The organism is Enterobacter sp. BNK-13, from assembly GCF_048685015.1.
GTDB classification, from domain to species: domain Bacteria; phylum Pseudomonadota; class Gammaproteobacteria; order Enterobacterales; family Enterobacteriaceae; genus Enterobacter; species Enterobacter quasiroggenkampii.
In genome coordinates, this window is record NZ_JBLQTP010000001.1 from 509,039 (window position 1) to 533,533 (window position 24,495).

The following is a 24,495-nucleotide window of genomic DNA, read 5'->3' on the forward strand; positions in this document are numbered from 1 at the left end:
AACCTGGAAAGGTGCACTGCGAAGTTTTGCTCTTTAAAAATCTGGATCAAGCTGAAAATTGAAACGACACATCTTAATGGTGTGTTCGAGTCTCTCAAATTTTCGCAATCAGAAGTGAAACATCTTCGGGTTGTGAGGTTAAGCGACTAAGCGTACACGGTGGATGCCCTGGCAGTCAGAGGCGATGAAGGACGTGCTAATCTGCGAAAAGCGCCGGCGAGGTGATATGAACCTTTGACCCGGCGATGTCCGAATGGGGAAACCCAGTGCAATTCGTTGCACTATCGTTAACTGAATACATAGGTTAACGAGGCGAACCGGGGGAACTGAAACATCTAAGTACCCCGAGGAAAAGAAATCAACCGAGATTCCCCCAGTAGCGGCGAGCGAACGGGGAGCAGCCCAGAGTCTGAATCAGCTTGTGTGTTAGTGGAAGCGTCTGGAAAGTCGCACGGTACAGGGTGACAGTCCCGTACACGAAAGCACACAGGTTGTGAACTCGAAGAGTAGGGCGGGACACGTGGTATCCTGTCTGAATATGGGGGGACCATCCTCCAAGGCTAAATACTCCTGACTGACCGATAGTGAACCAGTACCGTGAGGGAAAGGCGAAAAGAACCCCGGCGAGGGGAGTGAAATAGAACCTGAAACCGTGTACGTACAAGCAGTGGGAGCACCTTCGTGGTGTGACTGCGTACCTTTTGTATAATGGGTCAGCGACTTATATTCTGTAGCAAGGTTAACCGTATAGGGGAGCCGAAGGGAAACCGAGTCTTAACTGGGCGTTAAGTTGCAGGGTATAGACCCGAAACCCGGTGATCTAGCCATGGGCAGGTTGAAGGTTGGGTAACACTAACTGGAGGACCGAACCGACTAATGTTGAAAAATTAGCGGATGACTTGTGGCTGGGGGTGAAAGGCCAATCAAACCGGGAGATAGCTGGTTCTCCCCGAAAGCTATTTAGGTAGCGCCTCGTGAACTCATCTTCGGGGGTAGAGCACTGTTTCGGCTAGGGGGCCATCCCGGCTTACCAACCCGATGCAAACTACGAATACCGAAGAATGTTATCACGGGAGACACACGGCGGGTGCTAACGTCCGTCGTGAAGAGGGAAACAACCCAGACCGCCAGCTAAGGTCCCAAAGTCATGGTTAAGTGGGAAACGATGTGGGAAGGCACAGACAGCCAGGATGTTGGCTTAGAAGCAGCCATCATTTAAAGAAAGCGTAATAGCTCACTGGTCGAGTCGGCCTGCGCGGAAGATGTAACGGGGCTAAACCATGCACCGAAGCTGCGGCAGCGACACTATGTGTTGTTGGGTAGGGGAGCGTTCTGTAAGCCGTTGAAGGTGTGCTGTGAGGCATGCTGGAGGTATCAGAAGTGCGAATGCTGACATAAGTAACGATAAAGCGGGTGAAAAGCCCGCTCGCCGGAAGACCAAGGGTTCCTGTCCAACGTTAATCGGGGCAGGGTGAGTCGACCCCTAAGGCGAGGCCGAAAGGCGTAGTCGATGGGAAACAGGTTAATATTCCTGTACTTGGTGTTACTGCGAAGGGGGGACGGAGAAGGCTATGTTAGCCGGGCGACGGTTGTCCCGGTTTAAGCATGTAGGCGGAGGTTCCAGGTAAATCCGGTACCTTTTAACGCTGAGGTGTGATGACGAGGCACTACGGTGCTGAAGTAACAAATGCCCTGCTTCCAGGAAAAGCCTCTAAGCATCAGGTAACACGAAATCGTACCCCAAACCGACACAGGTGGTCAGGTAGAGAATACCAAGGCGCTTGAGAGAACTCGGGTGAAGGAACTAGGCAAAATGGTGCCGTAACTTCGGGAGAAGGCACGCTGATATGTAGGTGAAGCCCCTGCGGGTGGAGCTGAAATCAGTCGAAGATACCAGCTGGCTGCAACTGTTTATTAAAAACACAGCACTGTGCAAACACGAAAGTGGACGTATACGGTGTGACGCCTGCCCGGTGCCGGAAGGTTAATTGATGGGGTTAGCGGCAACGCGAAGCTCTTGATCGAAGCCCCGGTAAACGGCGGCCGTAACTATAACGGTCCTAAGGTAGCGAAATTCCTTGTCGGGTAAGTTCCGACCTGCACGAATGGCGTAATGATGGCCAGGCTGTCTCCACCCGAGACTCAGTGAAATTGAACTCGCTGTGAAGATGCAGTGTACCCGCGGCAAGACGGAAAGACCCCGTGAACCTTTACTATAGCTTGACACTGAACACTGGTCCTTGATGTGTAGGATAGGTGGGAGGCTTTGAAGTGTGGACGCCAGTCTGCGTGGAGCCGTCCTTGAAATACCACCCTTTAATGGCTGGTGTTCTAACGTAGACCCGTAATCCGGGTTGCGGACAGTGTCTGGTGGGTAGTTTGACTGGGGCGGTCTCCTCCCAAAGAGTAACGGAGGAGCACGAAGGTTAGCTAATCCTGGTCGGACATCAGGAGGTTAGTGCAATGGCATAAGCTAGCTTGACTGCGAGAGTGACGGCTCGAGCAGGTGCGAAAGCAGGTCATAGTGATCCGGTGGTTCTGAATGGAAGGGCCATCGCTCAACGGATAAAAGGTACTCCGGGGATAACAGGCTGATACCGCCCAAGAGTTCATATCGACGGCGGTGTTTGGCACCTCGATGTCGGCTCATCACATCCTGGGGCTGAAGTAGGTCCCAAGGGTATGGCTGTTCGCCATTTAAAGTGGTACGCGAGCTGGGTTTAGAACGTCGTGAGACAGTTCGGTCCCTATCTGCCGTGGGCGCTGGAGAATTGAGGGGGGCTGCTCCTAGTACGAGAGGACCGGAGTGGACGCATCACTGGTGTTCGGGTTGTCATGCCAATGGCACTGCCCGGTAGCTAAATGCGGAAAAGATAAGTGCTGAAAGCATCTAAGCACGAAACTTGCCCCGAGATGAGTTCTCCCTGAGACTTTAAGTCTCCTGAAGGAACGTTGAAGACGACGACGTTGATAGGTCGGGTGTGTAAGCGCAGCGATGCGTTGAGCTAACCGATACTAATGAACCGTGAGGCTTAACCTTACAACGCCGAAAATGTTTTGGCGAAGAGACAGAACAATCAAAATTCAGCCTTGATACAGATTAAACAGAATTTGCCTGGCGGCTTTAGCGCGGTGGTCCCACCTGACCCCATGCCGAACTCAGAAGTGAAACGCCGTAGCGCCGATGGTAGTGTGGGGTCTCCCCATGTGAGAGTAGGGAACTGCCAGGCATCAAATTAAGTAGTAAGCCGGTGCATTAATCCGGTGGTTACAAGCAGTCTTCGGTGGAGCGGTAGTTCAGTCGGTTAGAATACCTGCCTGTCACGCAGGGGGTCGCGGGTTCGAGTCCCGTCCGTTCCGCCACTTATTAAAAGCCCTGAGTTAGCGCTCAGGGCTTTTTTCTTATCTGACGTTTAATTATTGCGAAATCAGCAAAAATCCTCTGCGTTTTACGATCTTTTTCTCTATAACACCGCCAGCGATAATCATCCTCAGTTTACGAACATAACGATTGAGGAAAATTATGACTCTCCCTGCATTTGGTCTGGGCACATTCCGCCTGAAAGACGACGTTGTTATCGCATCAGTTAAAACCGCACTCGAACTGGGCTATCGCGCAGTTGATACGGCGCAGATCTATGAAAACGAAGCTGCCGTTGGACAAGCTCTCGAAGAGAGCGGTGTACCGCGTAATGAGCTGTTCATTACCACGAAAATCTGGATTGAGAATCTCAGCAAAGACAAGCTGATCCCAAGCCTGAAAGAAAGCCTGAAAAAACTGCGTACTGACTACGTCGATCTGACGCTGATCCACTGGCCATCACCAAACGATGCCGTCTCCGTGGAAGAATTCATGCAGGCGCTGCTGGAAGCGAAAAAGCAGGGCTTAACCCGCGAAATTGGGATCTCCAACTTCACGATCCCGCTGATGGAAAAAGCCATTGCGGCTGTAGGTGCAGAAAATATTGCGACCAACCAGATTGAACTGTCTCCTTACCTGCAGAACCGCAAAGTCGTGGACTGGGCAAAACAGCACGGGATCCACATCACCTCATACATGACGCTGGCCTATGGTAAGGCGCTGAAAGATGAAGTGATTACGCGTATCGCTGAGAAACATAGCGCGACTGCCGCGCAGGTCATTCTGGCATGGGCAATGGGTGAAGGTTATGCCGTGATCCCATCTTCAACTAAACGTGAAAACCTGGCGAGCAATCTGTTAGCAACGGATCTTCACCTGGATGCTGACGATAAAAAAGCGATCGCAGCCCTGGAGTGCAACGATCGCCTGGTCAGCCCGGAAGGCTTAGCTCCTCACTGGGATTAAGTTTGACCCACCCTCTGTAACCTGAACCCTCACACAGCTCCTCCGGGAGCTGTTTTTATATGTTCACTCAGAAAATCAATAAAGGCACGAATGCGCGTACTCACCGCTCTGTCACTGTAATACACCGCGCTAAAAGGCATTTCGACCGGCAGGCGTTTATCGGCCATCAATTCCACCAGTTCACCTCGCGCAATCTCCTTATCGATCATATAGTCTGACAGGCAGGCGATACCATTGCCTTCGAGGCACAGCTGTTTCAGTGTTTCCCCGCTGTTAGACGACAATCCGCTTGTAATTTCATGAAGTTGCCCATCATGGCAGGCGACAGGCCAGGTGTTCAGCGATACTGGCTCCGTAAAGCCCAGGCACAGATGCTGCTTCAGTTCTTCAACCGTCTCCGGTTTACCATGTTCAGCAATATACTGTGGCGACGCGATAATTTTTCGGTAGCTGGCAAACAGAGGGCGGGCACGCAAGCTTGAATCGGTCAGCGTTCCCGCCCGGATAGCCACATCTACCTTTCGCTCGATGAGGTTGATAAACGTCTCTGAGGAGACCAGAGAGAGCGTCATCTCCGGATAACGTTCGCGGAAAGGTTTAATCAGCGGCATCAGAAAGTGAAGCACAACCGGCGTGGCCGCATCAATGCGCAGTAACCCACGCGGCGTGCTGCGGGTTTCCATAATCTCGGTCTCCGCTGCGGCCATCTCCTGCAGTACCGACTGCACGCGGCGAAAATAACGCTCTCCTTCTTCCGTCAGGCTCAGCTGCCGCGTCGTTCGGTTGAGCAGGCTCACCCCAAGCTTCATCTCCAGCTTTTTTACCGAGCGGCTAATGGCTGAGTTAGCCTGTCCCAGCTGTTCGGCCGCGCGGCTAAAGCTGCCGCTTTCGACGACGGCGACAAAGATTGTCAGCTCTTCCGACGTTGCTTTCATTGTTGCACCACCCGCAAAATTCTATTGATATTTTGACCATTTTTGTTATTTAAGCACTGGCGCATACTGCCTGTCATCTTAATCCTGATGATACGGAGTATTTTATGCCACTGGCGCTTCTTGCCCTGACGATCAGTGCCTTTGCAATTGGCACGACCGAATTTGTTATCGTGGGACTGGTTCCCACCATTGCTAACCAGCTTGCGATCTCATTGCCCTCCGCCGGATTGCTGGTGTCCATCTATGCCCTGGGCGTTGCCGTCGGTGCACCCGTGCTGACGGCCCTGACCGGACGCTTTCCGCGTAAGCAGCTGTTAGTTGCATTAATGGTGCTGTTCACCGCCGGCAACGTGCTGGCCTGGCAGGCGCCGGACTACACCACGCTGGTCATCGCTCGTCTGTTGACCGGCCTTGCACACGGGGTGTTCTTCTCGATTGGTTCCACTATTGCAACCAGCCTGGTACCAAAAGAGAAAGCGGCCTCCGCCATTGCGATCATGTTCGGTGGGCTGACCGTTGCACTCGTCACGGGCGTACCATTGGGGACGTTTATCGGACAACACTTCGGCTGGCGTGAAACGTTCCTGGCCGTCTCCTTACTGGGCGTCATTGCCCTGGTGACCAGCCTGCTGCTGGTGCCGTCGAATATTCCTGGCCGGGCCAGCGCCAGCCTGAGCGATCAGCTGAAGGTGCTCACGCATCCGCGTTTGCTGATCATCTACGCGGTTACGGCGCTGGGCTATGGTGGCGTATTCACCGCCTTCACTTTCCTTGCACCGATGATGCAGGACCTGGCGGGCTTCTCCCCCAATGCCGTGAGCTGGATATTGCTGGGATACGGTATTTCCGTTGCGATAGGCAATATCTGGGGCGGCAAGCTTGCGGATAAGCATGGGGCGGTACCGGCGCTGAAATTCATCTTCGCCGCGCTGGTCGTTCTGTTGATGATTTTCCAGTTCACGGCTTCGATACAGTACGCCGCGCTGGTCACCGTGCTGGTCATGGGGATCTTCGCCTTTGGTAATGTACCCGGGCTTCAGGTCTACGTTGTACAGAAAGCCGAGCTTTATACGCCCAATGCGGTGGATGTGGCTTCCGGCCTGAATATTGCCGCTTTTAATATTGGTATCGCGCTGGGCTCCATCATTGGTGGGCAAACCGTTGAACACGTCGGATTAACCCAGACGCCATGGATTGGCGCGGTCATTGTCCTGGTCGCTTTCCTGTTGATTGGTCTGAGCGGACGTCTTGATAAACCCGCTCGCGTCGCGCTGGGTTAACATCAGTAAGCGCTTGCTTACAAAACTGGAAAGCGGTTTCTCAGAAATTGCGTTGAAAGTGTGACCTAAAGTCCCTATAACATTAGAACCAGTCCGTTTTCCGGACTGGTTCATGTTACAGAGGCTGTTTCCAAAAGTGCGAAAAAATACCTATGCCATGCGTTATGTAGCCGGAATGCCCGCGGAGAGGATCTTGCCTCCGGGGTCATTTGCGAGCATAAGCCAGGCATTACCCGCCGGCACGCCGTTAAGCAGCGATGAAAAAATCCGTGTACTGGTGTGGAATATCTTTAAGCAGCAGCGTGCGGAGTGGTTATCGGTCCTCAAGAATTTTGGCAAAGATGCCCATCTGGTTCTGCTCCAGGAGGCGCAAACCACCCCTGAGCTGGTGCGGTTTGCGACCACCAACTATCTTGCCGCCGACCAGGTACCCGCCTTTGTTTTGCCTCAGCATCCCTCGGGCGTGATGACGCTTTCAGCGGCACATCCCGTCTATTGTTGCCCACTGCGCGAACGAGAGCCTATTCTGCGCCTGGCGAAATCGGCGCTGGTGACGGTCTATCCGCTGCCAGATACCCGTATGCTGATGGTCGTGAATATCCACGCGGTGAACTTCAGCCTGGGCGTGGATGTGTACAGTAAGCAGTTACTTCCGATTGGCGATCAGATAGCGCATCACAGCGGGCCCATCATTATGGCCGGCGATTTCAATGCCTGGAGCCGTCCGCGCATGAATGCGCTGTACCGCTTTGCGCGCGAAATGTCGCTGCGTGAAGTTCGTTTTAGCGATGACCAGCGCAAAAAAGCCTTTGGTCGTCCTCTCGACTTTGTCTTCTATCGTGGGTTGAGCGTGCACGATGCCTCCGTGCTGGTGACGCGCGCCTCCGATCATAACCCTCTACTCGTCGAATTCAGTCCCGGCAAACCTGATAAATAATGGTGTGTCAGGTCTGCCGTGGGGCAGGCCTGTGCAGGTGCTGCCCTTTTATTTTTAACCCACAAAGGACAGTACGATGACAACAACACACTCCCATCATGACAACGTAGAAAAACAGTTTGGTTCGCAGGCAAATGCGTATCTGAGCAGCGCCGTACACGCTTCAGGCCGCGATCTGGTGCGTCTCGGTGAGCGCCTGTCGGCATTTCCGCAGGCGCACGTGCTGGATTTAGGCTGCGGGGCAGGGCATGCCAGCTTCACGGCTGCGCAGCAGGTGGCGGAGGTTACCGCATATGACTTATCCAGCCAGATGCTGGAGGTGGTTGCTGAAGCGGCGAAAGCGAAGGGGCTGGACAACATTGATACGCGTCAGGGCTATGCCGAATCCTTACCTTTTGATGATGCCGCGTTTGAGGTGGTGATCAGCCGTTATTCCGCGCACCACTGGCATGATGTTGGCCAGGCATTACGCGAAGTCAAACGCGTTCTGAAGCCGGGTGGCATCTTCATTATTATGGATGTGATGTCGCCTGGACACCCTGTGCGCAATATCTGGCTGCAAACGGTGGAAGCGCTGCGCGACACCTCGCATGTGCAAAACTACGCCAGCGGAGAGTGGTTATCGCTTATCACGGAAGCGGGACTGATTACACGCTCGTTAATCACAGACCGTTTGCCACTGGAGTTTAGCTCGTGGATAGCGCGTATGCGCACCCCGGAAGCATTAAGTCAGGCAATCAGGCTGTATCAGGAGAGTGCGTCCGCAGAGGTGAAGGCGTACTTTGAACTGCAGGACGACGGTTCATTTACCAGCGATACCATCATGGCGGAAGCGCAAAAAGCGGGATAAACAAAAAAGGCACCGAGGGGAATCGGTGCCTTTTTATCTTTCGGTCGTGTTATCAGGAGTCTGGCGTCGCGCTGTTCTTCACAAATAGCGTCAGCTGGTCGCCTGGTTTCAGATTGTCAGTATCATTGTTCCAGCGCATCACATCTTTGATGTTCACGCCGTGACGTTTTGCGATACTGGACAGCGAATCACCCTTACGCACGCGATAGGTAATGCTATCGCTGTTGTTGGCAAGACGCTGCGCGCTGCTACCTGCGCCAACCGTCAGATTCTGACCCACTTTCAAGCCCGATCCGCGCAGATTGTTCCACTGCTGGAGATCTTTTGCGCTCACGCCAAGACGTGATGCAATGCCTGAAAGCGTATCACCTGAACGAACCTTATAACTGCGGCTGTTGACGGGTGAGGCATCCGCGATCAGCGTTGACTGAACGGCAGCGATTTCACCCGAAGCTAAAGACTCACGTAACTGCTCAGCATGTTTCTGCGGAACCATTACATACTGCGGACCACTCGCCCCCAGGGTTGAGCCTTTAACGCCAGCATTAAAGGTTTTCAGTTTACTTACCGACATACCCGTCATATCAGCAACCTGTTGAATATCAACCGGATTGCTGAGGCGAACACGCGCCAGTGCACGACTTTCGTCTGGTGTTGGCAGTTGCACACCGTAACGCTTGCTGTTCTTGAGAATATCGCTCAGTGCCAGCATTTTCGGTACGTAAATCTTTGTTTCCTGTGGCAGTGAGAGCGACCAAAAATCGGTGGATTTACCCCGTGCTTTATTCGCTTTCATTGCCTTCAGTACACGACCTTCGCCGCTATTGTACGCTGCGACCGTTAACAGCCAGTCGCCGTCAAACATCTTGTTCAGACGTTGCATCATGTCGAGAGCGGCTGTCGTTGAAGCGACAACATCGCGACGCGCATCATAGTTGCGGGTCTGTTTCAGACCATAGTTTCGCCCGGTGCTCGGAATGATCTGCCAAATGCCTGCGGCATTGGCGCCAGACGTCGCGTGTGGGTCAAAAGCGCTCTCCACTATGGGTAGGAGTACCAGCTCCATAGGCATGTTACGTTTCTTAACTTGCCCGGCTATCCAGTACATATACGGCTCTGCCCGTAACGTTACATCGTGGAGATAGCTCTTATTACTTAAATACTTCTGTTTCTGTTCGCGAATCCGGGTATTTTCCGGAATTCCCATCTTTAGCTCGTCGCCAATAGAGGTCCACAAGTCTTGATCCTGCGCGAAAGATGTTCCATCGTCCATCCAGCGCGCCGAACTTGTAAACTTCCCTGCTTCCCCTTGACCAGCTGCAGAAAGGCTCTGTGCGTGCTGTTGTACGTTGCTGCCGTTCTGGGACTGGCAACCTACAAGCAGGACAGAGGCGAGTAATATCGCTTTTGCCTTCATGTGTGTGTCAATAGTTGCTTAAAAGACGAGCGATGATAACGGCGAAATTTTGAAAAGGCAACCCGCAATTATCTGAAGTTATCTTTCTTTGACCTTAACCATGCAAATCGCTGTTCTGGTTGTTGCAAATTTGTTTCTTGGTTAATTTTATTAATTAAATCAATATCATCTGTTCGTAAAAATAAATTAATTTGGCGCTCGTTTTTCAGAATTACGGGGAGTGTTTTTTGGTTTTTTGCACGTAACTCCTTCACTTTGTGATAATAATCCTGAATCGCCCGATCCTCAGGCAACAGGCTGACGGCAAACTTCATATTTCCTAATGTATACTCATGCGCGCAACAAATAACGGTATCATCGGGTAATGCGTTAATCTTCTGTAAAGACTGATACATTTGTGCTGGTGTGCCTTCAAATAGTCTTCCGCAGCCTCCGGAGAACAGCGTGTCGCCGCAAAAAAGATAAGGCTTACTGTAGAAACACAGATGTCCCAAAGTGTGACCCGGTGTAGCAAATACGGAAAACTCCCACTCACGTATGAGGATTTTTTCGCCTTCTTCGACTACTTGCGTGAGTCCCTTATCTTGTGCCTCTGCCGGTCCGTAAACCACAATATGCGGAAAGTGGGCGCGCAGTTCAGGCACGCCGCCCGTATGATCGTGATGGTGATGCGTCAACAGAATGGCTTCCGGCTGCCAGCCGTTCTCTTTTATTGCGCGCAGTACGGGGGCGGATTCTCCGGGATCGACAATGACGCATCGACGTTCATCGTCCACCAAAACCCAGATGTAATTGTCCTCAAAAGCGGAAATACTGATAAGATTCATACATTACCTCTAATAGCGTGGCGGGTGTGTTGATGAAACCGGCAAGGATACCTCAGACTGTCGCAGCACCGGAACGTTGGGCGGAATTGCCCTGGGGTGAATACTATCGCGAAGCGTTAGAGCAACAGCTGAAGCCCTGGCTGGCGAAAATGTATGGCTTTCACCTGCTTAAGATTGGCAATCTCAGCGCGGAAATCAATACCGAAAGCTGCGCTATCTCGCATCAGGTCAACGTCTCTCTCGGCGGATCGCCGGTTCAGGTGAAAGCAGACCCATTACATCTGCCGTTTGCGGAAAAATCCGTTGATGCGTGCTTGCTCGCACATACGTTACCCTGGTGCAGCGATCCGCACCGTCTGCTTCGCGAAGCCGATCGCGTGCTGATTGATGACGGCTGGCTGGTACTGAGCGGATTCAATCCGCTGAGCCTGATGGGCCTGCGTAAGCTGGTACCGGTGCTGCGTCGGACGCCGCCTTACAACAGCCGGATGTTCACCATGATGCGCCAGCTCGACTGGCTGTCACTGCTGAACTTCGAAGTGCTCTGCTACGGCGGTTTTCAGGTGCTGCCCTGGGCGCGGCAGGGGGGCGTCTTGTTGAGCACGCATTTGCCTGCCTTAGGCTGCATGCAGTTTATCGTCGCGCGTAAGCGAACCATTCCCCTTACGCTTAATCCCATGAAGCAGAGCAAATCGAAAACGCCAATCCGTCAGACCGTTGGCGCCACGCGGCAATACAAAAAGCCGTGATCAGGATTCAGGCTGATAGCCCGCGTCCTCATGCGCTGGGTTAGCGGCCGCCGCACGCGCCAGCTCGTCACAGCGTTCGTTTTCCGGATGGCCGGCGTGCCCTTTAACCCACTCCCACTTAATCTGGTGCTGGCCCAGCGCAGCATCAAGACGTTTCCAGAGATCGACGTTCTTGACCGGTTTCTTATCGGCAGTCTTCCAGCCGCGTTTTTTCCAGTTATGGATCCACTGGGTAATTCCCTGGCGGACGTACTGACTGTCGGTACTTAACACCACGTCACAATGTTCTTTTAACGCCTCCAGCGCCACAATGGCCGCCATGAGCTCCATCCGGTTGTTGGTGGTCAGAAAATAGCCTTCGCTAAAAGTTTTTTCGTGCTGGCGATAACGCATAATCGCGCCGTAGCCGCCGGGACCTGGGTTGCCGAGACAAGATCCATCGGTGAAAATTTCTACCTGTTTACGCATCTCTGGTAGACTTCCTGTATTTGAAACGTTCAGTTAAACGATAAGTCTGACATAAATGACCGCTATGAGCACTGCAATTACTCGCCAGATCGTCCTCGATACCGAAACCACCGGTATGAACCAGATCGGCGCGCACTACGAAGGGCATAAGATCATCGAGATCGGCGCCGTTGAAGTGGTGAACCGTCGTCTTACGGGGAACAACTTCCACGTCTACCTAAAGCCCGATCGGCTGGTGGACCCCGAAGCGTTCGGCGTTCACGGTATTGCCGATGAGTTCTTGCTGGATAAGCCGACGTTTGCGGATGTGGCTGACGAGTTTCTGGAATACATCAAGGGCGCCGAACTTGTCATCCATAACGCCTCGTTCGATATCGGCTTTATGGACTATGAATTCAGCAAGCTTAATCGTGATATCCCGAAGACAAATACCTTCTGTAAGGTAACAGACAGTCTGGCGCTGGCGAGGAAGATGTTCCCCGGCAAGCGTAACAGCCTGGATGCACTTTGTTCGCGCTACGAGATAGACAATACCAAACGAACGCTCCACGGGGCGTTGCTCGATGCCCAGATCCTCGCCGATGTCTATCTGACGATGACCGGCGGGCAGACGTCAATGAAGTTCAGTATGGAAAATGAGTCTCAGCAGACGCAGGGCGAAGCGGGTATTCAGCGTGTTGTCCGTCAGGCAAGCCGGCTACGGGTTGTTTTAGCCAGTGATGAAGAGCTGCTTAACCACGAATCCCGTCTTGATCTGGTGCAGAAGAAGGGCGGCAGCTGTCTCTGGCGTGCCTGAAAAAACGCCGGAATGCCTGTAAAATCATCGTTTGGGCGATTTTTGCAGCAAACGATTCAAAACGCGAGAAAAAGCGTTGACGAGATTGGAGGCGCACCGTAATATGCGCCTCGTTCCCCAAACGGGAACAGTGGAGCGGTAGTTCAGTCGGTTAGAATACCTGCCTGTCACGCAGGGGGTCGCGGGTTCGAGTCCCGTCCGTTCCGCCACTATTCAGAAGGCCTGAATCAGAAATGATTCAGGCCTTCGTCGTTTCCGCGTTCTGTAATCCCATACTCTCACTTATCGTTAACAAAAAGTTAATATCAATGGTGCAATTAATTAACAATTGCACGGTTGCAGTGCGTTATTTGCACTATCGTTGTGCATTTTGCCACCATGCCTCTCTTCAGAACTCATTCAGAATGTGTCTTTCTGTAAAAATAATTCACGCAGAATCATTTGGTTATCTCCCGCTTGCCAAAAAAATACCGAACCAATTACGTATTGGTTTGGTTATTGCTTAATCATTAGCACGATAAGCTTCATTCCATATCAATAACTTATCGTTAATAAAAATTAAGCAATGATGAAAGCGAGCGAACCAATATGGAAAAACCGTCACGGTTTCTGGCCAATTCCAGCACCGCGCTTGAGCAGTTGCGCGGGCTAATCAACCAGCATGAGTCAACACCAGGCATTCCGCTGCCCACGGAACGTGAGCTGTCGGACACTCTCGGCGTAGGGCGACGTGAAGTCCGTCGTGCGCTGGACGTGCTGGAAGAAGAGGGGCGTATCTGGCGTAAGCAGGGCAAAGGGACCTTTATCGGCCCGTCAGCACCTGTTGAACCGCTGGCCCTTCAGGGACTGGTGCAGCAAACCAACCTGCTGGAAGTGATGGAAGCTCGTCTTCAGCTTGAACCCGGCCTGGCCCGGCTTGCGGCACTGCGTGCCACCAGGGAAAACCTCGCGCTTATGCAGCGCATGCTGGAACGCATCGATAAGGTCAGCCCGGATGACCGCGATCTTAACGAACTCTGGGATAGCGCCTTTCACCGGGCGATTGCCGAGGCTGCGGGCAACCGTCTGATGCTCGGCCTGTTTGATGCCATTGATGCCGTCAGACGTGAACCGGGCTGGCAGCATCTGCGCGAATTAGCCCGCACGCCCGAACGTGTCGATAGCTATAACGACCACCATCACAAGATCATGGCGGCGATTATCCATCGCCAGCCTAATGAAGCTGCGGCCGCCATGCGCGAACACCTGCTCAGCCTGCAAACCGCCCTGATTCAGGCTATCCACCTTGAGGACGACTTCACGCCATGACGACAATCCCCTTTAAGGACGCCACGCCCGTACTGCAAGTCCAAAACCTCAACGTTACGTTCGCGGGCTCACCGGTTAGCGTGCTTGACGGTATCTCATTGACCGTCAGGGCGGGCGAAACGCTGGCGCTGGTGGGAGAGTCCGGCTGCGGGAAAAGTATCACCTCACTGGCGCTGATGGGGTTACTGCCCGCCAGCGCACGGATCGTCAGCGGAGAGATGCAGTTTCGCCGCCACGATCTGCGCAAGCTCTCGCCGCGGGAGTATGCCGATCTGCGCGGCAGCGATCTGGCGATGATTTTCCAGGAGCCGATGACCTCGCTCAACCCGGCGTTTACGCTAGGCGATCAGCTGAGTGAAGCGGTCATGCGACACCAGGACGTCTCGCGCGCAGAGGCGATGAAGGTCGCGCTGCAGATCCTCGAGAAAGTGCAGATCCCGGCGGCAGAGATGCGTCTCAAGGCTTATCCTCATCAGCTTTCCGGCGGCATGCGCCAGCGCGTGATGATTGCCATGGCGCTGATTAACCATCCCAAATTGCTGATTGCCGACGAACCGACCACCGCGCTCGACGTCACCATCCAGGCGCAAATCCTCGCCTTGCTCAACGCCCTCAAGGAAGAGACCGGCACGGCGGTGCTGATGATCACCCACGATTTAGGCGTGGTGGCCGAAGTGGCGCAGCAGGTGGCGGTGATGTATGCCGGACAGGTGGTAGAGCAGGGCAGCGTTGAGGCGATATTTGCCGATCCGCAGCACCCGTACACCATCGGCCTGATGGGGTCGATTCCCTCCCTTGACGCACGTAAAGGCCCGCTTTCCACCATTCCCGGTTCGGTACCTCTGCCGGAATCCATGCCGAAGGGCTGTCGTTTTGCCACCCGCTGTCCGTTTGCGCAGGCGCGCTGCCATGATGAAAAACCACAGCTCGCCACGCTCGGCGCGGGCCATCAGGTTGCCTGCTTCCGCGTGCCGCTCGAACACCACATCGCCCTCGGAGAGACCGCATGACCACGCCCATTCTTGAAGCACGGGACCTCAGCAAGCTGTTCCCCGGTCCGAAAAAACTCTTTACCCCGGCCCGGTTCGTCACGGCGGTCGATCGCGTGTCGCTTGCGGTCATGCCGGGCGAAACGCTGGCGATTGTCGGCGAGTCCGGTTCCGGAAAATCCACGCTTGGCCGCCTGCTGCTGCGCCTGCTGGCCGCCAGCGAAGGGCGCGTGTTTTATCAGGGGGAAGAGATCACCCACGCCTCGGGCGCGCGCCTCAATCAGCTCCGCCGCGAGCTGCAGATCATCTTCCAGGATCCCTTCGCCTCCCTGAACCCGCGCATGACGGTGGAGCAGATCGTCGGCGAGCCGCTGTGGCTGCACCAGAACATGAAGAAAGCGGACCGTCAGTACCGCGTTGCCGAGCTGCTTAAAACCGTAGGCCTGCCCGCCGCCTGGGCCGGGCGCTACCCGCACGAGTTTTCCGGCGGGCAGCGCCAGCGTATTGGCATTGCGCGCGCGCTGGCCTCGGGACCGAAGCTGCTGCTGGGCGATGAGCCGGTATCCGCGCTGGACGTCTCCGTTCAGGCACAGGTGGTCAATTTGCTGGAAAGCCTGAAGCACCAGCTGGGGCTGACGATGGTGATTGTCGCCCATGGTCTGGCGGTGATCCGCCACATGAGCGACCGCGTGGCGGTCATGTACCTCGGGCAAATCGTCGAGCTCGCCACCGTGGATGAGATATTTGACGCGCCGCTTCATCCTTATACGCAGGCGCTGATCGCCTCGGCGCCGCAGATGCAGCCGGGCGCTGAACGCGCCGCGCCGCTGCTGCTGGGGGACTTACCGAACTCTGCCAGCCCGCCGTCCGGCTGTCGTTTCCACACCCGCTGCCCGTACGTTACCGACGAATGCCGCCAGGTCGAGCCGATTAATCAGGTGCTCGATGGCGGGCGTCAGGTTGCCTGCCACCGCTGGCAGGAGATCAACCGCGATCGCAGCGTTATCCAGATCGCACCGCCATCCGCCGCTTTTCTGCGCCGCCGCGCGCTGTTTGAACACGCGGCCACCCACTCATCCCTTCCTTCAAGGAACTCATGATAATGACAATGCGTAATTCTCTTTTGACCGTACTGGGAAGTGTTATGTTGCTTGGCGCGGCGCTGCCCGCCCATTCTGAAAGCGTGCTGCGTATTGGCCTGGGGGCAGATCCGGACATGCTCGACCCACATCTGGCGCGCACCTACTATGGCCGCTTCGTCTTTGCCTCCCTGTGCGACAGGCTGGTGGACGTGGATGAAAACCTGAAGGTCGTCCCCGGTCTGGCCAAAGACTGGGCGTGGAGTGACGACGGTAAAACCCTGACGCTTAATCTGCGCGAAGGTGTGACCTTCCACGACGGTGAGAAATTCGATGCCGCTGCGGCAAAATACAACCTCGACCGCGCCCTGATCCTGAAAGGCTCCCTGCGTAAGAGCGAGATCTCCTCCGTTGAATCGGTCGAGGTCACCGGCCCGATGCAGATTGCGCTGCACCTGAAGACCCCCGATGCCGCGCTGCTGATGCAGCTCACCGACCGCGCGGGTGCAATGATGGCCCCCGAGGCGGCGAAAAAGCCTGACTTTGCTGCCCATCCCGTCTGTTCTGGCCCGTATAAATTCGACAGCCGCGTATCTCAGGACCGCATCGTGCTGACCCGCTTCGACAACTACTGGAACAAAGACGCCTACCACTTCGACAAAATTATCTACCTGCCGATCCCGGATGCCTCCGTGCGTCTGGCAAACCTGCGCGCGGGCGATCTCGATCTGACCGAAGGGATTGCCGCCAGCGACGTGAAAACCGTCGAGGCCGACAGCAAGCTGGCGCTGGCGAAGGTAACGGGCCTGGGCTATCAGGGTATCACCTTCAACATCAACAACGGCAAGGTGCCGGCCAACGACCCGTTCAAAGATGCCCGCGTGCGCGAGGCCTTCTCGCAGGCTATCGACCGCGATGCGCTAAACCAGGTGGTCTTTGAAGGACTGTATACGCCAGCTAACCAGGCGTTTTCGACGGTCAGCCCGTATCACGTCAATCTGCCGGTCCCGCCGCGTGACGTCGACAAGGCCAAAGCGCTGCTCAAAGCGGCAGGCGTCAGCGCGCCGCTGACCGTCAACCTGCTGGTGCCGAACAACCCCACCTCACAGCAGGTGGGGCAGGTGCTGCAGGCGATGGTCGCCGAGGCGGGCTTTAACCTGAACCTGCAGATGACCGAATTCGCCACGCTGCTGGACCGCCAGCAGAGCGGGGACTATCAGCTGAGCTTCTCCGGCTGGTCGGGGCGCCCGGATCCGGACGGCAGCATCTACGGCTTTATCAACAGCAAAGGCACCCTGAACGACGGCCGCTACAGCAATGCGCAGGTTGATGAGTGGCTGACCCAGGCGCGCCAGAGCACCGACCAGGCTGCGCGCCAGCCGCTGTACGACAAGGTGGTGAAGCAGCTGCAAACGGACATGCCGATTGCCTACCTCTACTTCGAGCCGCGTATTTTTGGCCTGAACAAAAGCGTGCAGGGCTTTAAGCCGTACCCGGACGGCATCGTGCGTCTGGCTGGCTTAACGCTGGCGAAATAACCGTCCTGAGGAGAGCCCATGCTGGAACTGATTTGCAAACGTCTGCTGCTGGCCGTTCCGACGCTACTGCTGGTGAGCATGATGGTGTTTGGGCTGCAAAAGCTGCTGCCCGGCGACCCGCTGATCGCCATGGCCGGCGAGGAGCGCGACCCGGCAGTTATCGCTCAGCTGCGCGCGGAGCTGAACCTCGATGCGCCGATCCCCGTGCAGTATTTCCACTGGCTGACGCGGGCGCTGCAGGGCGATCTGGGCGTCTCCTTACGCACGCACGAGCCGGTGACGCAGCTGATTGCCAGCAAACTGCCGGTGACGCTGGAGCTGTCGCTGCTGGCGATGATTATCGCGCTGGTGTTTGGCATCAGCATGGGGATCCTCGCGGCGGTGAACAAAAACAGCTGGGTCGATCACGGGGCGAACTTCGTGGCGATCTCAGGGATCTCGATCCCGCACTTCTGGCTGGGGATCCTGCTGATTCTGGTCTTCTCGGTGAACCTGCAATGGCTCCCCGCGTCCGGCTATGTGCCGTTCAGTGAAGATCCGCTCCAGAATCTGCGCACGCTGCTGCTGCCCGCGTCCGTGCTCGGAACGGGCCTCGCGGCAACGCTGATGCGCCATACCCGCGCCTCGATGATTGCCGTGCTGAAAGCGGATTACATCCGCACCGCGCGGGCGAAAGGGCTGCTGCCGAAAGCGGTGATCCTGAAGCACGCGTTTCGCAACGCGCTGGTGCCGGTAATCACCCTCACCACGCTGCTGTTTGGCGAGCTGCTGGGCGGTGCGGTGCTGACCGAGCAGGTTTTCACCATTCCGGGCTTTGGCAAGATGATCGTCGACTCGGTTTTCAACCGTGACTATGCGGTGGTGCAGGGCGTGGTGCTGATCGTGGCGATTGGTTTCCTGATGCTGAACCTTCTGGCCGACGTGCTCTACGTCCTCATCAACCCGAGAATGCGAGGTTAACCATGGCGGAACTGACGACGCAAACCGTTGTGCCTGCGCTGCCGCGGGCGCAAAACCGGGTGCTGAAGAAATTCCTCGGCAATAAAAGTGCTGTCATTGGCGCGGCGGTGGTGGGCTTCTTTGTACTGGTGGCGCTGCTGGCGCCGTGGATCGCCCCGTTCGATCCGGTCAAGGCCAACTTCCTGGCGGTGCGCAAAGCGCCGTCGGCGATGTACTGGTTCGGCACCGACGAGCTGGGGCGCGATATCCTGTCCCGTATTATCTGGGGGGCGCGCACCTCGCTGATGGCGGGCTGTATGTCTGTGGTGATTGCCGTGGTTATCGGCGTACCGCTGGGGCTGGTGGCGGGCTACTTCCAGAAGATGTGGGACGGCGTCATCTCGCGCGTGATCGAGGCGCTGCTGGCCTGCCCGTTCCTGATCATGGCGATCGCGCTGGGGGCATTTTTGGGCCCGAGCCTGACCAACGCGATGATCGCCATCGGTCTTTCGGCGATGCCGATCTTCGCCCGCCTGACGCGCGGGCAGGTGATCGCCATTCGCAACGAAGAGTATATCGACGGCGCGCGGGCGATTGGCCTGCCGGATCGCTGGATCATCATTAAGTATGTCCTGCCCAACGTGATGTCGCCGATCCTGGTACAGGCCACGCTGGCGATTGCCTCGGCGATTATCGCTGAAGCCAGCCTGTCGTTCTTGGGGCTGGGACAGCAGCCGCCCAATCCGTCCTGGGGCTCTATGCTCAACACCGCCAAAGGTTTTCTTGAGCAGGCCCCGTGGATGTCCATTTTCCCCGGCGTGGCGATTTTCCTTGCCGTGCAGGGCTTTAATTTACTCGGCGACGGGCTGCGCGATGCGCTCGATCCGCGCCATGACTAAGGAGTCATGATGACCAAAGCGCTTGATTTTACGTCCGGTTACGATTCACGCCGCCCGCCGATGCTGGGCCATAACGCCGTTGCAACGTCTCAGCCGCTGGCGGCGCAGGCGGGTATGAAGATGCTGCAGCTGGGCGGGAATGCCGTGGATGCGGCCATTGCCACCGCGATGGCGCTGACGGTAGTTGAGCCAACCGGCAACGGGATCGGCAGCGACGCCTTTGCCATCGTCTGGGACGGTGAAAAGCTGCACGGCCTGAACGCGTCCGGTCGTTCGCCTGCGAGCTGGCATGCGGATCTGTTTGCCGGAAAAACCGCAGTGCCGGAAATCGGCTGGGACGCGGTGACCGTGCCGGGCGCGGTATCCGGCTGGGTCGCCCTGGCGGAACGCTTCGGCACGCTGCCGCTGACCACCCTGGCGCAGCCAGCCATTGACTACGCGCGCAACGGTTTCCCGGTCTCCCCGCTGATTGGGCATCTCTGGCAGCGCGGCTATCACAAGCTGAAAGATCAGCCGGGCTTCAGCGCCTGCTTCGCGCCGGAAGGCCGCGCCCCGCGCGTGGGGGAGATCTTCCGTAACCCGGCGCAGGCAAACTCGCTGGAGCTGATTGCGAAAACTAACGGCGACGCCTTTTACCGCGGCGAGCTGGCGCAGAAAATTGCCGCCTTCGCCAAAGAACATGGCGCGCACCTGACGGCTGAGGACCTGGCCAACCATCGCGTGGACTGGGTAGAGCTGCTGTCGCGCGACTTCGCGGGCGGTTCGGTGCAGGAGCTCCCGCCTAACGGTCAGGGGATCGCCACGCTGATCGCGCTCGGCATCCTTGAGCAGTGCGGCATTGAGAAGCATCATCCGGATTCCGTGCAGTCTCTGCATCTCTCCATTGAGGCGATGAAGCTGGCGCTGGCGGATCTCGATCGCTACGTGGCGGACGAAGAACACATGGCGTTCGCGGCAAAAGAGCTGCTGAGCGACCATTATCTGAAGTCACGTGCGGCGCTGATCAACCACGACAGCGCGTCTGATTTTGTCTACGGTTCCCCGACGCAGAGCGGCACGGTCTATATCAGCACCGCGGACGCCAGCGGGATGATGGTCTCGTTTATTCAGTCCAACTATATGGGCTTCGGTTCAGGCATTGTGGTGCCGGATACGGGGATCAGCCTGCAAAACCGGGGCTGCGGATTTGTGCTGGATCCTGAGCACCCGAACGCCCTGGCGGGCAGCAAGCGCCCGTTCCACACCATCATTCCGGGCTTTGCGATGGACGGCAACGGCCAGCCGTTGATGTCCTTTGGCGTGATGGGCGGCCCGATGCAGGCGCAGGGGCACATGCAGATGGCGCTGCGCATCATGCTGCACGGGCAAAACCCGCAGGCGGCAATCGACGCTCCGCGCTGGCGCGTGGTGCAGGGCAGGGAGGTGATCGTTGAATCGACGTTCGATCGCAACACGATTGCCGCTCTGCGCGAGCGCGGACATCAGATCGTGGTGGAAGATCCGCTTCAGGATTACAACTTCGGTGGCGCGCAGGTGATTTACCGCCTGCCGGAAGGACACTACGTGGCCGCGACGGAAAGCCGCAAGGACGGGCAGGCGCTGGTGAGTTAAAAGAAGCGAGCAACATTGGTAGGCCGGGTAAGGCGTAGCAGCCACCCGGCTTTTTTTTCACTCAATGCTAAAAGGATCCGCATCCTGCCACGCCGGAAACTTCTCCCGGTACTCCTTCAGCGCCGTTAACGATAATTCGGCATCAATACGCGTCGCCTGATGCGGCTCGGCGGTGGCGATGATCTCGCCCTGCGGATTCACCACCCGGCTGTCGCCGCGATAGTGATGCCCGTTGCCGTCCGTCCCCACGCGGTTGCAGCCCACCACGTACGCCTGGTTCTCAATCGCGCGCGCCACCAGCAGCGATTGCCAGTGCAGGGAGCGCGGTGCAGGCCAGTTGGCAACATACAGCGCCAGGTCGTAATCGTTGCGGTTACGCGACCACACCGGGAAACGCAGATCGTAGCAGACCAGCGGCAGAATACGCCAGCCGCGCCATTCGAACACCACGCGCTCGTTACCGGCCTCATAGTGATGATGCTCATCCGCCATGCGGAACAGGTGGCGTTTATCGTAAAAATGCACGTTCCCTTCCGGCTCCACCAGCAGGAAGCGGTTCACCGGCCCGCGTTCGGTCTGCAGGGCGGCGCTGCCGGCGATCAGCGCATTAGTCTGCTGCGCTTTGGCGTGCATCCAGGCGACCACCTCATCCTGAGGCATTGACTGTTTTGCCGCTTCCATGGCGAAGCCGGTGGTGAACATTTCCGGCAGGACAATCACATCACGCCCGGTAATGTCTTCCAGTTGGCGATCAAAGTGGCGCAGGTTGGCGGGGCCATCCATCCACACTAAAGGTTGCTGCAAAATAGAAATCTTCAGACCAGGCACAATTCAGACTCCTCAAACGACCACTTTTTGACACTGTAGCACGACATAACGAGAAAATGTGGCAATAAAAAACCCCGCGCGAGGCGGGGTTTGTATAAGCGAAACGCGTTATGCCGCTTCAGGTTTGCGGTGCTTCTCCGGCAGCTTTACCGGCTGCGTCGCCAGCTCATCCGGTTCGAAATCATCCACGTTAATGCTGCGCAGACGGCTCTCTTCGGCTTTCACCAGCAGAGCGGCCTCATCTTTACTGATAATGCCACCGGCCAGCGCCTGTTTTGCCAGTTCGTCCAGACGGATAAACGGCAGGTTTTTGCCCAGCTGTTTACAAATCTTCTGGTGAATCGGATCGGCGGCCATCACGTCAAGCAGCGCTTCTTCCAGCAGACCCACCGGGTTATGCGGCGTCGGCGCCAGATACTGACCGCGACCGATGCGGGAGCGGGTTGCGCTCGGAACCTGCAGGATCTTCGCCACTTTGTGGTCCAGCTTGTCGGACGGCGCCAGATGGTGACGACCGGTCGGGAAGATCACCGCGCGCAGGGCGCCTGCCACGAAGCGGTTCGGGAAGTTCGCCAGCAGATCGTCAATCGCCTGTTCAGCCTGATACAACGCATCCTGCACGCCCCAGTGCACCAGCGGCAGATCCGCTTCCTGACGGCCTTCGTCGTCGTAACGTTTCAGGACCGCAGAGGCCAGGAAGATCTGGCTCAGCACATCGCCCAGACGGGCAGAGATACGTTCGCGACGCTTCAGGCTGCCGCCCAGCACCGCCATGGAAACGTCAGACAGCAGGGCCAGGTTGGCGCTCAGACGGTTCAGATGCTGATAATAACGTTTAGTTGCATCGCCGGTCGGCGTGGCGCTGGTAAGGCCGCGCGTCAGGCCCAGCCAGAAGCTGCGCACCTTGTTGCTGCCCACGTGACCGATATGTTTGAACAGCAGCTTATCGAAGGCATCCACGTCGTTGTTCTGCGCAGCGGCCATCTCTTCCAGCACGTAAGGATGGCAGCGAATTGCGCCCTGACCGAAGATCATCATGCTGCGGGTCAGGATGTTTGCCCCTTCCACGGTGATGGCAATCGGTGCGCCCTGATAACCGCGCGCCAGGAAGTTGCCTTCGCCGAGCATAATGCCTTTACCGCCTGCAATATCCATCGCGTCAATGATTGACTGCTGCGCGCGGTGGGTACAGTGGTACTTCACAATAGCGGACAGTACGGCCGGTTTTTCGCCCAGCATAATGCCGTAGGTAATCAGCGTGGCGGCGGCGTCCATCACGTAGGCGTTGCCCGCGATACGCGCCAGTGGCTCTTCGATACCTTCCATCTTGCCGATGGAGATTTTGAACTGGCGGCGGATGTGCGCGTAGGCACCAATCCCCATCGCCACCGACTTCAGACCGCCGGTTGAGTTCGACGGCAGGGTAATACCGCGGCCCACCGACAGACATTCCACCAGCATACGCCAGCCCTGACCGGCCATTTTTGGACCACCGATGATGTAGTCAATCGGCACAAAGATATCCTGGCCGCGGGTCGGACCGTTCTGGAACGGCACGTTCAGCGGGAAGTGACGACGACCAATCTCGACGCCTGGGGTAGAGGTTGGGATCAGTGCACAGGTAATGCCCAGCTCCTCTTCACCGCCCAGCAGTTTTTCCGGATCAGAGAGCTTAAAGGCCAGACCCAGCACGGTGGCGATAGGGGCCAGCGTGATATAACGCTTGTTCCAGGTGAGGCGCATGCCCAGCACCTGCTCGCCCTGCCACTCGCCCATGCAGACCACGCCGGTATCCGGAATCGCGCCCGCATCGGAGCCCGCTTCCGGGCTGGTCAGCGCGAAGCACGGAATTTCCTGACCGCGTGCCAGACGCGGCAGGTAGTGATCTTTTTGCTCTTCCGTACCGTAATGCTGCAGCAGTTCGCCCGGGCCTAAGGAGTTAGGCACGCCAACGGTAATCGCCAGGATCCCGGAAACGCCTGCCAGCTTTTGCAGCACGCGAGCCTGAGCGTAAGCGGAGAACTCCAGACCGCCGTACTCTTTCTTAATGATCATCGCGAAGAAGCGATGCTCTTTCAGGTACGCCCACAGTTCTGGCGGCAGATCGGCCATTTCATGGGTGATAGCAAAGTCGTTCGCCATACGGCAGGCTTCTTCTACCGGGCCGTCAATAAACGCCTGTTCTTCCGCGGTCAGACGCGGCTGCGGGTAGTTATGCAGCTTTTTCCAGTCCGGATTGCCCTGGAACAGGTCACCTTCCCACCAGGTGGTGCCCGCATCAATCGCCTCTTTTTCAGTGCGCGACATTGGCGGCATCACTTTGCGGAAGCCTTTGAACACCGGTGCAGAGATCATTGATTTACGCATCGGGGCAAAGTTAAACGGCAGAAGGATGATGGCAAGAGGGACTAAAAGCCAGATATTCCAGAGCCCTGCGACGCCAAGCGCAGCCGTCCAGGCCAGAAGAATCAGGCTGCTCAGGAATAAACTTACGCGGTGATAGAACAACACACCGAGCAGAACAACGGTTGCGAGAATGCTCAAAATCATCATAAAGAAAAGCTCCCTTGCTTGTAGGAGGTCTGACCACTTGTGATGATATGGTTGTAGTTGATGTTATTTCCTTTAGCAATGTGTTTACAAAATAATTACAACCTGGTTCACATTGTTCGCGTTTTACTCGGCACGAAAAAGCAAAACGCCGGACGTTTCGCATGG

19 protein-coding genes, 2 tRNA genes and 2 rRNA genes are annotated in these 24,495 nt (G+C 56.3%); 17 read left to right on the forward strand and 6 right to left on the reverse strand.

The window, feature by feature from the left end:
* The first annotated feature begins 136 nt into the window (after positions 1-136).
* From ACMGGQ_RS02345 to dkgB, 4 genes are all read left to right on the forward strand, one after another.
* Positions 137-3,040: ribosomal RNA gene (locus ACMGGQ_RS02345) — 23S ribosomal RNA — on the forward strand.
* A gap of 74 nt (positions 3,041-3,114) precedes the next feature.
* Positions 3,115-3,230 (forward strand): 5S ribosomal RNA (gene rrf, locus ACMGGQ_RS02350).
* Between the two features lie 56 nt (positions 3,231-3,286).
* Positions 3,287-3,363: transfer RNA gene (locus ACMGGQ_RS02355), tRNA-Asp, on the forward strand.
* 160 nt (positions 3,364-3,523) lie between these two features.
* Positions 3,524-4,327 (forward strand): 2,5-didehydrogluconate reductase DkgB, encoded by an 804-nt coding sequence (gene dkgB, locus ACMGGQ_RS02360; protein ID WP_048029939.1) that lies wholly within the window; start codon positions 3,524-3,526, stop codon positions 4,325-4,327.
* 29 nt (positions 4,328-4,356) lie between these two features.
* Here dkgB and yafC read toward each other — a convergent pair whose 3' ends face one another.
* Positions 4,357-5,262, reverse strand: a complete 906-nt coding sequence (gene yafC / locus ACMGGQ_RS02365) for a DNA-binding transcriptional regulator YafC (protein ID WP_045909864.1) — start codon at positions 5,260-5,262, stop codon at positions 4,357-4,359.
* A 104-nt stretch (positions 5,263-5,366) separates the two neighbouring features.
* Between yafC and ACMGGQ_RS02370 the strand changes: the two genes are divergently transcribed.
* From ACMGGQ_RS02370 to ACMGGQ_RS02380, 3 genes are all read left to right on the forward strand, one after another.
* The gene (locus ACMGGQ_RS02370) at positions 5,367-6,542 is read left to right on the forward strand and encodes an MFS transporter (RefSeq protein ID WP_063620856.1); all 1,176 of its coding nucleotides are present in this window, start codon (positions 5,367-5,369) and stop codon (positions 6,540-6,542) included.
* A 136-nt stretch (positions 6,543-6,678) separates the two neighbouring features.
* Positions 6,679-7,479 carry an endonuclease/exonuclease/phosphatase family protein gene (locus ACMGGQ_RS02375; RefSeq protein ID WP_024909448.1) on the forward strand — a complete coding sequence of 267 codons (801 nt, stop codon included), beginning with the start codon at positions 6,679-6,681 and terminating at the stop codon, positions 7,477-7,479.
* 76 nt (positions 7,480-7,555) lie between these two features.
* On the forward strand, positions 7,556-8,329 hold the full coding sequence (locus ACMGGQ_RS02380) for a class I SAM-dependent methyltransferase (RefSeq protein ID WP_420289541.1): 774 nt from the start codon (positions 7,556-7,558) through the stop codon (positions 8,327-8,329).
* A 52-nt stretch (positions 8,330-8,381) separates the two neighbouring features.
* On the opposite strand, the gene mltD is transcribed toward ACMGGQ_RS02380, so the two are convergent.
* Positions 8,382-9,746, reverse strand: a complete 1,365-nt coding sequence (gene mltD / locus ACMGGQ_RS02385; RefSeq protein WP_045909861.1) for a murein transglycosylase D — start codon at positions 9,744-9,746, stop codon at positions 8,382-8,384.
* A 68-nt stretch (positions 9,747-9,814) separates the two neighbouring features.
* Complete coding sequence (gloB, locus tag ACMGGQ_RS02390) at positions 9,815-10,573, reverse strand: hydroxyacylglutathione hydrolase (RefSeq protein ID WP_126534498.1); 759 nt, start codon at positions 10,571-10,573, stop codon at positions 9,815-9,817.
* A gap of 32 nt (positions 10,574-10,605) precedes the next feature.
* Here gloB and ACMGGQ_RS02395 point away from each other — a divergent pair, with 32 nt between their 5' ends.
* Entirely contained in the window at positions 10,606-11,322 is a 717-nt protein-coding gene (locus ACMGGQ_RS02395) for a class I SAM-dependent methyltransferase (RefSeq protein ID WP_045909859.1), read from the forward strand.
* On the opposite strand, the gene rnhA is transcribed toward ACMGGQ_RS02395, so the two are convergent.
* The gene (gene rnhA, locus ACMGGQ_RS02400; RefSeq protein WP_008500276.1) at positions 11,323-11,790 is read right to left on the reverse strand and encodes a ribonuclease HI; all 468 of its coding nucleotides are present in this window, start codon (positions 11,788-11,790) and stop codon (positions 11,323-11,325) included.
* Between the two features lie 64 nt (positions 11,791-11,854).
* On the opposite strand from rnhA, the gene dnaQ reads away from it, so the two are divergent.
* From dnaQ to ACMGGQ_RS02445, 9 genes are all read left to right on the forward strand, one after another.
* The gene (dnaQ, locus tag ACMGGQ_RS02405) at positions 11,855-12,586 is read left to right on the forward strand and encodes a DNA polymerase III subunit epsilon (RefSeq protein ID WP_048029949.1); all 732 of its coding nucleotides are present in this window, start codon (positions 11,855-11,857) and stop codon (positions 12,584-12,586) included.
* A 132-nt stretch (positions 12,587-12,718) separates the two neighbouring features.
* Positions 12,719-12,795: transfer RNA gene (locus ACMGGQ_RS02410), tRNA-Asp, on the forward strand.
* 379 nt (positions 12,796-13,174) lie between these two features.
* Positions 13,175-13,894, forward strand: a complete 720-nt coding sequence (locus ACMGGQ_RS02415) for a FadR/GntR family transcriptional regulator (RefSeq protein ID WP_045909857.1) — start codon at positions 13,175-13,177, stop codon at positions 13,892-13,894.
* Positions 13,891-14,904, forward strand: coding sequence for an ABC transporter ATP-binding protein (locus ACMGGQ_RS02420; protein WP_420289542.1), 1,014 nt, complete (start codon positions 13,891-13,893; stop codon positions 14,902-14,904). Before ACMGGQ_RS02415 ends, ACMGGQ_RS02420 begins: the two co-directional genes overlap by 4 nt.
* Positions 14,901-15,983 carry an ABC transporter ATP-binding protein gene (locus tag ACMGGQ_RS02425; RefSeq protein ID WP_420289543.1) on the forward strand — a complete coding sequence of 361 codons (1,083 nt, stop codon included), beginning with the start codon at positions 14,901-14,903 and terminating at the stop codon, positions 15,981-15,983. The genes ACMGGQ_RS02420 and ACMGGQ_RS02425 overlap by 4 nt, the downstream gene beginning before the upstream one ends.
* A 2-nt stretch (positions 15,984-15,985) precedes the next feature.
* Positions 15,986-17,500: an ABC transporter substrate-binding protein gene (locus ACMGGQ_RS02430; RefSeq protein WP_420289544.1), complete on the forward strand. Its 1,515-nt coding sequence runs from the start codon at positions 15,986-15,988 to the stop codon at positions 17,498-17,500.
* 18 nt (positions 17,501-17,518) lie between these two features.
* Positions 17,519-18,460, forward strand: a complete 942-nt coding sequence (locus ACMGGQ_RS02435) for an ABC transporter permease (RefSeq protein ID WP_420289545.1) — start codon at positions 17,519-17,521, stop codon at positions 18,458-18,460.
* A gap of 2 nt (positions 18,461-18,462) precedes the next feature.
* The gene (locus ACMGGQ_RS02440; RefSeq protein WP_048225758.1) at positions 18,463-19,338 is read left to right on the forward strand and encodes an ABC transporter permease; all 876 of its coding nucleotides are present in this window, start codon (positions 18,463-18,465) and stop codon (positions 19,336-19,338) included.
* Between the two features lie 9 nt (positions 19,339-19,347).
* On the forward strand, positions 19,348-20,949 hold the full coding sequence (locus tag ACMGGQ_RS02445) for a gamma-glutamyltransferase family protein (RefSeq protein WP_262805496.1): 1,602 nt from the start codon (positions 19,348-19,350) through the stop codon (positions 20,947-20,949).
* A gap of 57 nt (positions 20,950-21,006) precedes the next feature.
* Here the strand turns inward: ACMGGQ_RS02445 and ACMGGQ_RS02450 are convergent, their stop codons facing one another.
* Together ACMGGQ_RS02450 and fadE are read right to left on the reverse strand one after the other, a co-directional pair.
* On the reverse strand, positions 21,007-21,777 hold the full coding sequence (locus tag ACMGGQ_RS02450; protein ID WP_045909852.1) for an amidohydrolase: 771 nt from the start codon (positions 21,775-21,777) through the stop codon (positions 21,007-21,009).
* Positions 21,778-21,885: 108 nt separating this feature from the next.
* Positions 21,886-24,330 carry an acyl-CoA dehydrogenase FadE gene (gene fadE, locus ACMGGQ_RS02455; protein ID WP_420289546.1) on the reverse strand — a complete coding sequence of 815 codons (2,445 nt, stop codon included), beginning with the start codon at positions 24,328-24,330 and terminating at the stop codon, positions 21,886-21,888.
* Positions 24,331-24,495: the final 165 nt, after the last annotated feature.

Excerpts from the sequence above, each read along its gene's own strand:
- dkgB (WP_048029939.1), top strand. The coding sequence starts at position 3,524 with ATGACTCTCCCTGCATTTGGTCTGGGCACATTCCGCCTGAAAGACGAC.
- yafC (WP_045909864.1), bottom strand. The coding sequence starts at position 5,262 with ATGAAAGCAACGTCGGAAGAGCTGACAATCTTTGTCGCCGTCGTCGAA.
- ACMGGQ_RS02370 (WP_063620856.1), top strand. The coding sequence starts at position 5,367 with ATGCCACTGGCGCTTCTTGCCCTGACGATCAGTGCCTTTGCAATTGGC.
- ACMGGQ_RS02380 (WP_420289541.1), top strand. The coding sequence starts at position 7,556 with ATGACAACAACACACTCCCATCATGACAACGTAGAAAAACAGTTTGGT.
- mltD (WP_045909861.1), bottom strand. The coding sequence starts at position 9,746 with ATGAAGGCAAAAGCGATATTACTCGCCTCTGTCCTGCTTGTAGGTTGC.
- gloB (WP_126534498.1), bottom strand. The coding sequence starts at position 10,573 with ATGAATCTTATCAGTATTTCCGCTTTTGAGGACAATTACATCTGGGTT.
- ACMGGQ_RS02395 (WP_045909859.1), top strand. The coding sequence starts at position 10,606 with ATGAAACCGGCAAGGATACCTCAGACTGTCGCAGCACCGGAACGTTGG.
- rnhA (WP_008500276.1), bottom strand. The coding sequence starts at position 11,790 with ATGCGTAAACAGGTAGAAATTTTCACCGATGGATCTTGTCTCGGCAAC.
- dnaQ (WP_048029949.1), top strand. The coding sequence starts at position 11,855 with ATGAGCACTGCAATTACTCGCCAGATCGTCCTCGATACCGAAACCACC.
- ACMGGQ_RS02415 (WP_045909857.1), top strand. The coding sequence starts at position 13,175 with ATGGAAAAACCGTCACGGTTTCTGGCCAATTCCAGCACCGCGCTTGAG.
- ACMGGQ_RS02420 (WP_420289542.1), top strand. The coding sequence starts at position 13,891 with ATGACGACAATCCCCTTTAAGGACGCCACGCCCGTACTGCAAGTCCAA.
- ACMGGQ_RS02425 (WP_420289543.1), top strand. The coding sequence starts at position 14,901 with ATGACCACGCCCATTCTTGAAGCACGGGACCTCAGCAAGCTGTTCCCC.
- ACMGGQ_RS02430 (WP_420289544.1), top strand. The coding sequence starts at position 15,986 with ATGACAATGCGTAATTCTCTTTTGACCGTACTGGGAAGTGTTATGTTG.
- ACMGGQ_RS02435 (WP_420289545.1), top strand. The coding sequence starts at position 17,519 with ATGCTGGAACTGATTTGCAAACGTCTGCTGCTGGCCGTTCCGACGCTA.
- ACMGGQ_RS02440 (WP_048225758.1), top strand. The coding sequence starts at position 18,463 with ATGGCGGAACTGACGACGCAAACCGTTGTGCCTGCGCTGCCGCGGGCG.
- ACMGGQ_RS02445 (WP_262805496.1), top strand. The coding sequence starts at position 19,348 with ATGACCAAAGCGCTTGATTTTACGTCCGGTTACGATTCACGCCGCCCG.
- fadE (WP_420289546.1), bottom strand. The coding sequence starts at position 24,330 with ATGATGATTTTGAGCATTCTCGCAACCGTTGTTCTGCTCGGTGTGTTG.